The following is a 12,562-nucleotide window of genomic DNA, read 5'->3' as shown; positions in this document are numbered from 1 at the left end:
TTGGGCCGATCCTACGAAGCCGCTCGGGACTCCTCGTCGGGAGATTGCGCCGCGTGCACAAAGGCGCCCGCGATGAGGGGAGCTGTCTGGGCGATCTGCCACTCGCGCGCCCCGAGGTCGCGGAGCTGGTCTGCCACGCCATCCGTCGTCACGGGGAGGCTCGGCTCCCACGCGACGCGGCGCAGGTGCTCGGGGGTGAGGAGGTTCTCGGTGGGAAGGGAGAGGAACTCCGCATGCGTCTCGACGGCGGGCCGTGCACGTTTCAGCCGACGGTCGGCGTCGGGTCGGCGTCCGGCCCAGGAACGGACGGGGGGAAGCGCGTCCCCGCGAACGCGCTCGAGCGGGAGGTCGTCGGTCGTGCGGCCGTCGAGGATCGCCCGCCACCATCGGTCGAGCTCGGAACGGCTCTCGCGTCCAGTGAAGTCCTTGAGCGCGGCGAGATCGTCCTTCGCCCGAGGCTGCGCGAGGACGGCGGCAACGAGAGCACGGTCGGGCACGAGCCGACCGGGCGCCGTATCGCGCTGCTGCGCGAGTTCATCTCGGGCGATCCAGAGCGAGCGCGCAATCGCGAGGCTGCGGCGCCCACGCACCTTATGCAGTCCAGTCAGGCGGCGCCAGGGCTCCGCGGGAGCCGGCTTGGGCGGGCGGACGAGGACGTCCGCGAACTCCTCCTCGGCCCAGTCGCGCTTTCCTGTCTCGTCGAGCTCCGCCGCGATCGCATCGCGCACGTCGAGAAGATACTCAACGTCAAGAGCGGCGTACTCGAGCCAGTCCTGCGGCAGCGGGCGCGTGGACCAGTCGGCCGCGGAATGCTCCTTCTTCAGCACGATGTCGAGTGTGCGCTCGACGACGGCGCCGAGCCCGACGCGGTCCCAGCCGAGGAGCCGAGCCGAAAGCTCTGTGTCGAACAGACGCGGCGGCACAAGGTCGAGCTCGCCCAGCGAGGGCAGATCCTGGCTTGCGGCGTGGAAGACCCACTCCTCCTCTCCGATTGCTTCTCGGAGAGCGGAGAGATCGCCGATGGCGGGAGGATCGAAGAGGAATACTCCGGCACCGCGGCGGAACACCTGGATGAGGTAGGCGCGAGCCGAGTAGCGGAATCCCGATGCGCGCTCGACGTCGACGGCGACAGGGCCGCCGGCATCGGCGAGAAGGCGGGAGGCCTCGGCGAGGCCCTCGACGGTGTCGATCACGCGGTACGGGATGGCGGTTCTCCTTCGTGCAGATCGCGCGCCGGTCCGCGCGTCGTTGACATTCTCTCGCGGGCTCACGGGCGGTGGGGGCCGGGGCGCAGCACAGCGATGTCCTCCGAACCGGGAGGAAGGCCGGCGAGCATGCACACGAGCTCGGCCCATGCCTCGATGTGAGCGACCGTGGGCGCACGGGGCGTCCAGGAGGCGCGAAGCTCTATCTGGGATCCGACACCCTGCTCCTCCAGGGAGCCGAAGCCGCGCGAGACCGTCTTCGTCGCCGTGCCTGAGAGGGAATGATGATCGGCGCCGCGCGAGGCGAGCGCATCGACGAGCCAGGACCAGGCGACATCCGCGAGAAGCGGATCCGTACCGATCTCAGGCTCGAGCGGAGCCTGCGCGAACGAGACGATGCGCCATGGCCCGCCCCACGCATCGGGAGCATCGGGATCGTGCAAGAGGAGGAACCGGCCCGTGCCGTACGGGGAATCGCCGTGGGAGTCGGGCCGCACATCGCCTGCGAAGGCGATGCTGTGCGGAGCGACGCCGCTCGGGGAGGGAATCGCGCGCACCGTGAAGTCGTCGCGGAGGCGAGCAGCCCGCAATCTGTCGGCGGCGGCCTCGAAACCGCTGGAGATTCCCCCGTCGTCACTCACGCGGTCAGACTAGGCTGAGATCGTGGTGAGGGGATCCAGGCACGCCGCGCGCGGACGAGCGCGCGCCCTCGAGGCGCTGATCGCGGCGACCGCCGCAGCGGCGGGTCTTGTCATAGGCGGAACGATCGTGGCTTTCGCCATCGCGAGGAAGGCCGTGACGCCCCAGACGCGTCGCCTCGCCGACACCGAGATCCTCGGAATCGATCGCTCGGCGCAGACGATCACGCTCGCGCGCACGCGAGACACATCCCTGCCGGGGCGATACGGACTGTTCGTCAACGGCTCGCGCTCCTATCTGAAGCTCGGCGCGGTCCTCTCCTCGAATGAAGACGAGGTGACGCGCAAGCTCCTCACACACGTCGCGCCGTCGGAGCGGATCGGACGAGCCGCGACGTTCAGCGGCTGGTATTTCGAACACGCCGATGAGTTGCACGTGCCGTATGAAGACGTGATGGTTCCGGCGCCCGTGGGCGAGTGCCCCGCCTGGCTTTTCCCGGCGGAAAGTGGGCAATCGGACACATGGGTGATTGCCGTGCACGGGCGCGGAACGACGCGATCCGAAGTGCTGCGGTCCGTGCCCGTGTATCGGTCGGCCGGGCTCACGACGCTCGCCATCTCGTACCGCAATGACGGCGAGGCGCCGCGGTCCGATTCCGGACGCTACGGCCTGGGGGCGACCGAGTGGCGGGATGTCGAGGCGTCGATCGACTTCGCTCTGTCTCGGGGCGCCCGGCGCATCGTTCTCATGGGATGGTCCATGGGCGGCGCAATCGTGCTGCAGACGGTTCTCCGAACGGCGCACGCGGATGCGATCGACAGCGTGATCCTCGATTCTCCCGTCGTCGACTGGCGTCTGGTGCTCGGCTTCCAGGCGCGTGCGCTGCGCGTACCCCCGCCCGTGACGCACATCGCGCTGCGGCAGCTGACGATGCCGTCGTGGTCCCGCGTCGTCCGTTCCGGTGACGCCATCTCGCTCGACGATCTCGATATCGTGCGCCACGCGGATCGGTTGACGCATCCGATCCTCCTGTTGCACAGCGACGACGACGGCTTCGTTCCCTCGGAGGCATCGCACGGGCTCGCCGAGGCTCGTCCGGATCTGGTCCGCTTCGTTCCCTACGTCGAGGCGCGCCACACGAAGCTCTGGAACTTCGACGAAGCGCGCTGGGAGGGGCACATCCAGACGTGGCTGGACGAGCGGGGGCTCACCCGCGCAGTAGTCTGAGAGGCGATGACTTCCCTCCCGACCGCCACGATCGTCCGTCTCGCCGACCGCCACCCCCGGCTCACGGGGGAGGAGATGCTGGCGGGCCTCGTGCCGCCGCCCCAGTTCGATGAGGCGACATTCGAGTCGTATCGCACCGACGAGGCGTATCCCTCGCAGCATGAGGCGAAGGAGCATCTGCAGCGGTTCGCGGCGGGCGGTGGAACGGCGGTCGCCCGCGGTGGGCTGTTCTCGTTCGGGCGGAAGAAGAAGGCACCCGTTCCCGACACGAAGCCGGGCGTCTACCTCGACGGTGGCTTCGGTGTCGGAAAGACGCACCTGCTCGCGGCGATCTATCATGCGGTTCCCGCCCGTCGGAAGCTGTTCGGATCGTTCATCGAGTACACGGCTCTCGTGGGCGCGCTGGGCTACAAGAACGCCGTCGACCTGCTGACCGGAACGGCGCTGATCTGCATCGACGAGTTCGAACTCGACGATCCCGGCGACACGATGGTCATGACGCGCCTCCTCGGAGAACTCGTGAGCACCGGCACCCGTCTCGCCACGACGAGCAACACGCCGCCGAACGCGCTCGGCGAGGGGCGCTTTGCGGCGCAGGACTTCCTGCGCGAGATCCAGTCGATGTCGTCGAGCTTCGAGACGATCCGCATCGACGGGGTCGATTTCCGTCAGAGGTCGCTCGACGGCGGCGCAGCCGTCGTCGCCGACTCCGCGTACGAGTCCGTTCTGGCCGCGGCGGCGGAGACGGCCTCGGATGACGACTTCTCGGCCCTCGTCGCGCATCTCGCGCAGGTCCATCCGTCGCGCTACATCCGGCTCGTCGAGGGTGTCGACCTCGTGGGTCTGCGGGATGTGCGCCAGCTGACCGATCAATCGGAGGCGTTGCGCTTCGTGGCGTTCGTCGATCGCGTGTACGACGCGCAGATCCCGATTCGCGCGACGGGGCTGCCGTTGGACCAGCTCTTCTCAGACGAGATGCTGCAGGGCGGATATCGGAAGAAGTACCTGCGAGCGATTTCGCGGCTCGTCGCGTCGTCGCACGCGTGACCGACGGGCGTCGCCGATTCATGTCGGGGAAGTAACGCAGAGTTCACATGCCGAGGGTGATGTCATCTGTCAGAAACATGTGACGCACCTCGCGGGTAACTCCGGGCGGCGACGATGGGGCGCATCCGGTCGAGCGAATGACTTCGTCCCCGCTCTCCGGGTGTTCTGTTACCCGACCCGTAAGGATTCACATGGACAGCGGCAACCTCGCGTGGCTCATGATCGCGACCGCGCTCGTGCTCCTCATGACGCCGGGCGTCGCCCTTTTCTACGGCGGCCTCGTGAAGGCGAAGAGCGTCGTCAGCATGATGATGATGAGCTTCGGCGCTCTCGGCCTCGTCGCCGTTCTCTGGGTGCTCTACGGCTTCAGCATGAGCGCCGTCTCGTCGACCTGGGGCTTCGCCGGCAACCCGTTCGGAGACTTCGCCCTCGCCTCGACGATCGCCGACGACCCGACTGGTGAGAGCACGATCGGCGTCGCGTTCGGCGCGACCTTCGCCATCATCACCGTCGCCCTCATCTCGGGCGCGATCGCCGATCGCGCCAAGTTCGGCGCCTGGATGGTGTTCGCCGGCATCTGGGCGACCGTCGTCTACTTCCCGGTCGCGGCCTGGGTCTGGGGCGGTGGATGGATCTTCGGCCTTGGCGGGGAGATGTTCCCGGACGCGGGTGTCGAGGTCATCGACTGGGCCGGCGGCACCGCCGTGCACATCAACGCGGGTGCCGCAGCGCTCGCTCTCGCCCTCGTCCTCGGCCGACGAGTGGGCTTCCAGAAGGGCATCCAGAAGCCGCACAACGTTCCGCTCGTCATGCTCGGCGCCGCGGTGCTGTGGTTCGGCTGGTTCGGCTTCAACGCGGGCGTCACTGCCGCTCCGCTGGGTGAAGAGGGCAACCTCGCCACCGGTCTCATCATCATCAACACGATGGTCTGCCCGGCGGCAGCGATCCTCGGCTGGATCATCGTCGAGAAGTTCAAGGACGGCAAGGCAACGTCGGTCGGCGCCGCATCGGGTGCCGTCGCCGGTCTCGTCGCGATCACCCCGGCGTGCGCGAATCTCGAGCCGATCTGGGCCATCGTGCTCGGCATCATCACGGGTGCGGTCTGCGCGCTGGCGATCGAGCTGAAGTGGAAGCTCGGCTACGACGACTCGCTCGACGTCGTCGGCGTCCACCTCGTGGGTGGCCTCATCGGAACCATCTACCTCGGCTTCTTCGCGATCGACACCGGCCTGTTCCTGGGCGGCGGCATCGAGCAGCTGGTCGTGCAGGTCATCTCGGCGGTGGCCGTGCTGGTCTACTCCTTCGTGGTGGCGCTCGTGCTCGGCTTCGCAATCCAGAAGACGATCGGATTCCGTATCCGGAACGAGGATGAGGTTGCCGGCGTGGACGTCTCGGTGCACGGCGAAGAGGGGTATGCGATCGCGGCTGACGCTCGCTGATCCGATCCCGATCTCACTTCACAGCACGACGCGGGGCGTCGCTTCCTTCGGGAGGCGGCGCCCCGCGTCGTGCGGTGCGCGGCCGCGTCGGCCTCTACGCTGACGGGATGACGAACAGCGGTGTGTGGAAGAGGCTGCTCGCGGCCGGGGTTGACGTGGCTTCTGCGATGCTGCGCCCCTCGCGACGGCGCGAGTCCGGTGTGCGACGGCGGTCGCGGGCGACACCGATCGAAGGGACCCGCACGGTCGAGCTGGATCCGCTCTCCGTCGAGGGACTCACGCTCTCCTACGCCCCGACGATCGACGGCGCACCCGACGCGGGGGAGGTGGTCTGGACGTGGGTTCCCTATGCCGAGAACGACGGGCGCGGCAAGGATCGTCCGGTGCTCGTGATCGCCCGCCACACGGGGGATCGCGTGTACGCCGTCAAGCTGACGAGCAAGGACAAAGACGGCGACCGCGAGTACTTCTCGATCGGCACCGGTCCGTGGGACGCGCGCGGGCGGGAGTCATGGGTCGACCTGGATCAGCTCTACAGCGTGCACGAAGACGGCATGCGGCGCGAGGCCGCCGCGCTCGACCTGGACCGCTATACGCGCGTCGCCGGGGAGTTGCAGAGGCGCTTCGGCTGGCGAGCGACCGGATGAGCGGACGCGATGATCGGTGCTCGCACGGCCCGAACGCGACGACGTGAGCGTCCGTGCGGCGATGTGCGGGGATTCGAAGCTTCGAGTGGGCGGCGCGGCCGCTACGGAGTGAAGCGCACCTCAGGTCCTTGATGCAGATCCATGGGGAGGGAGAATGCGAGTTCGGCTCCGTCCCCACGCGTCAGCGTCGCGTAGTACCAGGTCTCGCCCTCACGTTCGTCCACGAGTTCCCACTCTTCGAGGCTTGCGGGCCATTCCTTCAGCTGTGGGCGATCCTCGGCATTCACGCCCGACAGGGAGGCGACCGTCGTGACATCGCTGGTCGCAGTCGAGTACGTCTTCCACCAGTTGAGGACGGAGAAGCCGTCGCCCTGCGGGAGTGGAGCGTCGAAATCGGCGGGGAGCTCGCGGCTCTCGGGTACCGCATCGTTGAGGGCGTTCTCCCAGTACGCGCGCGTCACGAGCTCGAACTGGAACCCCTCGAGGCGGTCCGTGGCGATAACGAGGTGTTCGTAGTTGGTGCCTTCTGCGTCGTCGACTTCGCCGCGGAGCACTCCGTCGTCCTCAAAGACGGTAGGGGCCTTACCGAAGTCCGCCCCTGCGGCGTCCAGCCAGGCGCGGGTGACGTCGTTCGATGGTGCGTCGCGCGGCCGGAGAAGAACGGCTCGAACATCGTCGTAGCTGTCGATCTGGACGACGGCCTCAGCGATCTCCGCTTCGGGGACGGGGACGTCCCAGATCACCGGAACACCACGATCGTCGACCTCGAAGGGGAAGAGGTCTGGCGTCGGGGTCGGGGTCGGGGTCGGGGAGGGAGACACGATGTGAGTCGGAGTCGGCGTCACGGCCGCCTCGGGCGGCGCCTGATCCGCGCACCCTGCGGTGCCGAGGATGGTGAGGGTCGCCGCAAAGGTGAGGATCGTTCTGCGCATCGTCTGACGCTATCGAAACCGGTCTGTCCGACGCGCGGCGCGTTCGTTGCGATCCGGGAACGAAGAAGGGCCCTGGCGTCTGCCAGGGCCCTCGTGGTGGGCGATACGGGACTCGAACCCATGACCTCTTCCGTGTGAAGGAAGCGCGCTAACCAACTGCGCCAATCGCCCGTGTGGAATTGTGTGTGCCGAGCGGCACGAGTAGCAATAGTACAGGACGCGAGGCCATGCTCGGGAACGCGCACGTCGTCCGGGGGTGTCGCCGGGGCGCCTGCGCCAGACACGCCCGGTGGCGCCGACCGGTTTGGTGGACCGCTGGATCTGGGCTAATGTATTTCAAGTGCCCGGCGCGAGTCGCTGGGAGCGAAAATGCGGATGTAGCGCAGTTGGTAGCGCATCACCTTGCCAAGGTGAGGGTCGCGAGTTCGAGTCTCGTCATCCGCTCGAGTGTTGGGGTCGCCACGTGCGGCCTGGCACGCGGGTTCGATCCGCACGGTGGCGTGGCCGAGAGGCTAGGCACCGGCCTGCAAAGCCGTTTACACGGGTTCGAATCCCGTCGCCACCTCGTCATAATTGAATAGCTCTCATGAGCGCGATTAGCGCAGCGGTAGCGCGCTTCCCTGACACGGAAGAGGTCACTGGTTCGATCCCAGTATCGCGCACGGAACCCCCGCTTGTCGGGGGTTTTCGCATCCGCGGATGTAGCGCAGCTGGTAGCGCATCACCTTGCCAAGGTGAGGGTCGCGAGTTCGAGTCTCGTCATCCGCTCTCGTTACACGAGGCCCCTGTTTCATCACAGGGGCCTCGTTTGCGTTCATCGCCGGTTCGGCGTCCACAGCTCGGGTGTGCCCGCCCTCGCCTCGCAACACAATGCAGTCAATCGGTGGCGAGGGGGCTCTGGTGTACGGCATGCCGGCCATCACGTCGCCGTATTGACTGCATTGTGATGGGGAAGTGTCGGCTTGCTTCGGCATCGTTATGGCACTCCGAGTGCCGACGGAGGATACTGGTCGCATGGATCTCTTCGAGTTCGCGCGCACGGGAGACCTGGTGCTCCTGCAGGCCATCGACGACGGTTTCGACGTCGACAAGGCCAATCAGAACGGCGACACCCTCGTCATGCTCGCGACGTACCACGGTCACGTCGAGCTCGTGCGCGGGCTCGTCGCTCGGGGCGCCGACGTCAACCGTCCTAACGCGAAGGGGCTCGTCCCTCTCGCCGGCGCCGTGTTCAAGGGGCACGAGGAGATCATCGAGACCCTGCTGCGCGCCGGGGCCGATCCGAACGCAGGTTCGCCCAGCGTGCGCGCCACGGCCGCGATGTACGGCCGCACCCTGCCGACCGTCTGAGAGAACGGGCAGGCGGCCGTACGGGACGGTCTTAGGATGGTCTGGTGACCACTGGATTCGATCTGTACCCCGACCGGAACGTCGTCGCGATGCGCGTCGACGGAGAGCTCAGCGACCTCGCTGCCGAGGTCTCTGACACGCAGACCACGGAGCCGGTCACGATCGACAGTGAGGACGGGCTCGCGATCCTCCGTCACTCGACGGCGCACGTTCTGGCGCAGGCCGTGCAGGCGATCCACCCGCAGGCGAACCTCGGCATCGGGCCGCCGGTCACCGACGGTTTCTACTACGACTTCGGCATCGACGAGCCCTTCACCCCGGAGGCGCTCAAGGCGATCAAGAAAGAGATGCAGCGCATCGTCAAGTCGGGGCAGCGCTTCGTGCGTCGAGTCGTGACTGACGAGGAGGCGCACGCCGAGCTCGCAGACGAGCCCTTCAAGCTCGAGCTGATCGGCCTCAAGGGTGGCAAGAAGGAAGCGGCCGAGGGCGCGAACGTCGAGGTCGGCGCAGGCGAGCTCACCATCTACGACAACGTCAACCCGAAGACGGGCGAGATCATCTGGAAGGACCTCTGCCGAGGTCCGCACCTTCCGAACACGAAGCTCATCGGCAACGGCTGGGACATCGTGCGCGTCGCCGGCGCGTATTGGCGCGGCAGCGAGAAGAATCCCCAGCTGCAGCGCATCTACGGAACCGCGTGGCCGTCGAAGGACGAGCTCAAGGCTTATCAGGATCGTCTGGCGGAGGCAGCGCGGCGCGATCACCGCAAGCTCGGCCGCGAGCTCGACCTGTTCTCGTTCCCCGATGAGATCGGCTCCGGCCTCTCGGTGTGGCACCCCAAGGGCGGCATCGTGCGCGGCGAGATGGAGCAGCACGCCCGCCGCCGCCACATCGAGGGCGGCTACACCTACGTGTACACGCCGCACATCTCGAAGAGCGACCTGTTCCAGGCATCCGGCCACCTCTCGACGTACGGCGACAGCATGTGGCCGGCCATCCACATGGATGAAGAGCGCGACGAGGACGGCGCGATCACGAAGCAGGGCTCGGACTACTTCCTGAAGCCGATGAACTGCCCGATGCACATCCTCATCTACAAGGAGCGTGCGCGCAGCTACCGCGATCTGCCGCTGCGGTTCGCCGAGAACGGCACGGTCTACCGCAATGAGCTCTCGGGCGCCCTGCACGGCCTCACCCGTGTCCGCGGATTCACGCAGGACGACTCCCACCTGTTCGTCACCCCCGATCAGCTCGAGGGGGAGGTCACGAAGGTGCTCGAGTTCATCATCTCGATGCTGCGCGATTTCGGACTCGACGATTTCGAGCTCGAGCTGTCGATGCGCGACGACGAGAAGTCGAAGTGGATCGGAACTGACGAGTTCTGGGACGACTCGACGAACGCGCTGCGCAACGTCGCTGTCGCGAGCGGTCTGAAGCTGACCGAGGTTCCGGGGGAGGCCGCCTTCTACGGCCCCAAGATCGACCTGAAGACGCGCGACGCCCTGGGGCGCGTCTGGCAACTCTCGACGGTGCAGGTCGATCCGAATCTTCCCGAGCGCTTCGACCTCGAGTACACGGCCGCCGACGGAACGAAGCAGCGGCCCATCATGATCCACCGAGCCCTGTTCGGCTCGATCGAGCGCTTCTTCGCGATCCTCCTCGAGCATTACGCGGGCGACTTTCCCCTCTGGCTCGCGCCGGTGCAGGCGGTCGGTGTCCCTGTTGCCGACGAGTTCGCCGACTATCTCGGCGGTGTGGTCGACCAGCTGCGGCGCGCGGGCGTTCGCGCCGAGCTCGACGCATCGGACGACCGCATGCAGAAGAAGATCCGCACCCACACGACGGGCAAGGTCCCGCTTATCCTCATCGCGGGCGAGCAGGATCGCGCGGCCGGCACGGTGTCGTTCCGCTTCCGTGACGGCACGCAGCGCAATGGCGTCGCGGTGGATGAGGCGGTCGCGCTCGTGAACCGACTCGTGGACGAGAAGACGCTCGTGCTGTGCGACGGGGACGCCGCGTGACGGATCCCCGCGACGAGTACTCCGCCCTCGAGCCCGAGGGATCCTTCGGGGGGACGCCCGACGCCTTCCAGCGTCTGTGGACGCCGCATCGCATGGCGTATATCCAGGCTGGCGCGGACGCGAACCGGGGCAGCGGCTGCCCGTTCTGCGCGAACCCGCAGAAGTCCGACGAGGACGGGCTCATCGTCTACCGCGGTGAGCACGCGTTCGTGTGCCTCAATCTGTTCCCGTACAACTCGGGGCACCTCCTCGTCTGCCCCTACCGTCACGTGGGCATGTACGACGAGGCGACCCCGCACGAGACCGCCGAGATCGCCTATCTCACGCAGATCGCGATGCGCGTGCTGCGGAAGACGTCGCGCTGCGATGGCTTCAACATCGGTATGAACCAGGGCGAGGTCGCGGGCGCGGGCATCGAAGAGCATCTTCACCAGCACATCGTGCCGCGATGGGCGAGCGACGCGAACTTCTTCCCCGTGATCGGACGGACGAAGGCGCTTCCGCAGCTGCTGGGCGACGTCCGGCAGGCGGTCGCGGATGCGTGGCCGGAGCACCACCACGCCTGACGCGTCGTGAATCGGAAGGCGCGCGCCGTCGGCTTCATCCCGGAAGCGGGGCGGCGCGTGTCAGAGGAATCGGGGAGTCAGCCCCGCGCCTCTTTCGCCGACGCGGCGATCGCCGCCGCGAGTTCGGCAGCGGCATCTTCGTCGAGTTGGTGAGCAGTGACGCGCAGGTATGTCGATGCGGGCGCGTCGGGTGCGACGCGGAACTCGTCGCCGGATCGGGCGAGCCAGCCGCGCCGCCGAAGACGTTCCGTCGTCGCGGTCGCGGGAGCGCCGACGGGGATCCAGACGTTGAGGCCGTCACTCGGATCACAGGAGATCCCGTGGTCGGCGAGCCGTGCGCAGAGCGCACGATTGCGGTCGGCGTAGTGAGCCCCGGCGCGCTCGATCTCGCGACGCACGCCCTCGTCCTTCAACAGGGCCAGTGAGAGGCGCTGCAGGAGGTGGCTCACCCATGCGGTGCCGGGTCGCAGCCGGATGCCAAGACGTGCCGCGGTCTCGGGATCGGATCCGACGAGGGCGAGCCCCATATCGGGGCCGAGAAACTTCGACACCGAGCGCACGAGCGCCCAGCGCCGATGGTCGCGGGGGATGAGCGAGCGATAGGGGTGCCGCGACAGCATCGAGAAGTGGTCGTCTTCGATCACGAGCACGTAGGGGTGGGCAGCGAGGATCCCGCGCAGCTCCCGTGCGCGTTCCTCCGTCAGTGATGCGCCCGTGGGGTTCTGCGCCCGCGGCGTGCAGATGATCGCCCGTGCCCCCGCGTCGAGGGCCTCGCGCAGGCCGCTCGGTGTGATGCCCTCTGCGTCGACGGCGACGGGGACCGCGCGATAGCCACCCACGCGCACCATGTGGATGCCGGTCAGGAAGCCCGGCTCCTCGATCGCGACCGCGTCTCCTGGGGCGAGCGTCGCCGTGAGGAGTCGCTCGAGGGCGTCCGCGGCGCCGCCCGTGACGCTGACGCGGACGTCGTCGCGGGACAGATCGGCGGAGAGCAGTTCGTACGCCCGGTCTTCGAGCTCGGGATCGACGACCGGCGCGCCGTACAGCACGGGTCGGCCGACAACGGAGGCGAGCGCGGACGATGGATCCGGGATGAGGGCCGGATCCGGGTTCCCCGTGCCGACGTCACGGAGGTCGGTGTCGCGGGCGAAGCCCTCGTGAGCGACGGGATCCGGCGAGGCGACGCGCGTGCCACCGCGGCCCCGGCTGACGACCATCCCGCTGGATGCGAGCTGTCGGTAGGCGGCGACGGCCGTGTTCCTGTTCACGCCGAGACGTTCGGCGAGGACCCGAACGGGCGGCAATGCGCTCGACGGCGGCAGTGCGCCGCGTTCGATGAGGCCCCGCACGCTCGTGGCGATCTCGGCCGCCGTGCTGCCGCGGATCGCGTCCGCGATGTCGTCGTGTGTCATCGGAGCCGAGTGTATGCCCGAGGAGCTGTACGATTTTGGCATAGGACAAAACGGCGCGCACCGCGCGCCCCGAGCGG

The 12,562-nt window shown here is 67.7% G+C and carries 11 protein-coding genes and 5 tRNA genes; 11 read left to right on the top strand and 5 right to left on the bottom strand.

Annotation, left to right across the window (positions count from 1 at the left end; translation table 11 throughout):
* Positions 1-11 precede the first annotated feature (11 nt).
* Positions 12-1,193 (bottom strand): HRDC domain-containing protein, encoded by a 1,182-nt coding sequence (locus tag C0012_RS09490; RefSeq protein WP_232527853.1) that lies wholly within the window; start codon positions 1,191-1,193, stop codon positions 12-14.
* A gap of 74 nt (positions 1,194-1,267) precedes the next feature.
* On the bottom strand, positions 1,268-1,846 hold the full coding sequence (locus tag C0012_RS09485) for a DUF3000 domain-containing protein (protein WP_110588881.1): 579 nt from the start codon (positions 1,844-1,846) through the stop codon (positions 1,268-1,270).
* A gap of 22 nt (positions 1,847-1,868) precedes the next feature.
* Here C0012_RS09485 and C0012_RS09480 point away from each other — a divergent pair, with 22 nt between their 5' ends.
* From C0012_RS09480 to C0012_RS09465, 4 genes are all read left to right on the top strand, one after another.
* The gene (locus C0012_RS09480; RefSeq protein ID WP_232527852.1) at positions 1,869-3,071 is read left to right on the top strand and encodes an alpha/beta hydrolase family protein; all 1,203 of its coding nucleotides are present in this window, start codon (positions 1,869-1,871) and stop codon (positions 3,069-3,071) included.
* Positions 3,072-3,077: 6 nt separating this feature from the next.
* A complete protein-coding gene (gene zapE, locus C0012_RS09475) occupies positions 3,078-4,118 on the top strand; it encodes a cell division protein ZapE (protein ID WP_110588882.1) in 1,041 nt (346 codons plus the stop codon).
* A gap of 191 nt (positions 4,119-4,309) precedes the next feature.
* Entirely contained in the window at positions 4,310-5,557 is a 1,248-nt protein-coding gene (locus tag C0012_RS09470; RefSeq protein WP_110588883.1) for an ammonium transporter, read from the top strand.
* A gap of 107 nt (positions 5,558-5,664) precedes the next feature.
* A complete protein-coding gene (locus C0012_RS09465) occupies positions 5,665-6,204 on the top strand; it encodes a type II toxin-antitoxin system PemK/MazF family toxin (protein WP_110589376.1) in 540 nt (179 codons plus the stop codon).
* Positions 6,205-6,305: 101 nt separating this feature from the next.
* On the opposite strand, the gene C0012_RS09460 is transcribed toward C0012_RS09465, so the two are convergent.
* Together C0012_RS09460 and C0012_RS09455 are read right to left on the bottom strand one after the other, a co-directional pair.
* Positions 6,306-7,136 carry a hypothetical protein gene (locus C0012_RS09460; protein ID WP_110588884.1) on the bottom strand — a complete coding sequence of 277 codons (831 nt, stop codon included), beginning with the start codon at positions 7,134-7,136 and terminating at the stop codon, positions 6,306-6,308.
* Positions 7,137-7,230: 94 nt separating this feature from the next.
* Positions 7,231-7,307 (bottom strand) — tRNA-Val (locus tag C0012_RS09455).
* A 200-nt stretch (positions 7,308-7,507) separates the two neighbouring features.
* Here C0012_RS09455 and C0012_RS09450 point away from each other — a divergent pair.
* The 7 genes from C0012_RS09450 to C0012_RS09420 all read left to right on the top strand — a co-directional run bounded on the left by C0012_RS09450 (position 7,508) and on the right by C0012_RS09420 (position 11,073).
* Positions 7,508-7,580 (top strand) — tRNA-Gly (locus C0012_RS09450).
* Positions 7,581-7,630: 50 nt separating this feature from the next.
* A tRNA-Cys gene (locus C0012_RS09445) sits at positions 7,631-7,701 on the top strand.
* Between the two features lie 25 nt (positions 7,702-7,726).
* Positions 7,727-7,798 (top strand) — tRNA-Val (locus C0012_RS09440).
* Positions 7,799-7,831: 33 nt separating this feature from the next.
* Positions 7,832-7,904 (top strand) — tRNA-Gly (locus C0012_RS09435).
* Positions 7,905-8,150: 246 nt separating this feature from the next.
* Positions 8,151-8,486, top strand: a complete 336-nt coding sequence (locus C0012_RS09430; RefSeq protein ID WP_110588885.1) for an ankyrin repeat domain-containing protein — start codon at positions 8,151-8,153, stop codon at positions 8,484-8,486.
* Between the two features lie 89 nt (positions 8,487-8,575).
* Positions 8,576-10,507, top strand: coding sequence for a threonine--tRNA ligase (gene thrS / locus C0012_RS09425; protein WP_232527869.1), 1,932 nt, complete (start codon positions 8,576-8,578; stop codon positions 10,505-10,507).
* Positions 10,504-11,073, top strand: coding sequence for an HIT family protein (locus C0012_RS09420; RefSeq protein WP_110588887.1), 570 nt, complete (start codon positions 10,504-10,506; stop codon positions 11,071-11,073). The genes thrS and C0012_RS09420 overlap by 4 nt, the downstream gene beginning before the upstream one ends.
* 77 nt (positions 11,074-11,150) lie before the next feature.
* On the opposite strand, the gene C0012_RS09415 is transcribed toward C0012_RS09420, so the two are convergent.
* Positions 11,151-12,485 carry an aminotransferase class I/II-fold pyridoxal phosphate-dependent enzyme gene (locus C0012_RS09415; RefSeq protein WP_110588888.1) on the bottom strand — a complete coding sequence of 445 codons (1,335 nt, stop codon included), beginning with the start codon at positions 12,483-12,485 and terminating at the stop codon, positions 11,151-11,153.
* Positions 12,486-12,562 lie beyond the last annotated feature (77 nt).

The sequence above is a fragment of the Microbacterium suaedae genome (assembly GCF_003254645.1).
GTDB classification, from domain to species: domain Bacteria; phylum Actinomycetota; class Actinomycetes; order Actinomycetales; family Microbacteriaceae; genus Microbacterium; species Microbacterium suaedae.
This window is presented reverse-complemented; position numbering and strand designations above follow the sequence as displayed.

Bases quoted from the DNA above. Each gene is read 5' to 3' on its own strand.
- zapE (WP_110588882.1), top strand. From the start codon at position 3,078: ATGACTTCCCTCCCGACCGCCACGATCGTCCGTCTCGCCGACCGCCAC.
- C0012_RS09470 (WP_110588883.1), top strand. From the start codon at position 4,310: ATGGACAGCGGCAACCTCGCGTGGCTCATGATCGCGACCGCGCTCGTG.
- C0012_RS09465 (WP_110589376.1), top strand. From the start codon at position 5,665: ATGACGAACAGCGGTGTGTGGAAGAGGCTGCTCGCGGCCGGGGTTGAC.
- C0012_RS09460 (WP_110588884.1), bottom strand. From the start codon at position 7,136: ATGCGCAGAACGATCCTCACCTTTGCGGCGACCCTCACCATCCTCGGC.
- C0012_RS09430 (WP_110588885.1), top strand. From the start codon at position 8,151: ATGGATCTCTTCGAGTTCGCGCGCACGGGAGACCTGGTGCTCCTGCAG.
- thrS (WP_232527869.1), top strand. From the start codon at position 8,576: ATGCGCGTCGACGGAGAGCTCAGCGACCTCGCTGCCGAGGTCTCTGAC.
- C0012_RS09415 (WP_110588888.1), bottom strand. From the start codon at position 12,485: ATGACACACGACGACATCGCGGACGCGATCCGCGGCAGCACGGCGGCC.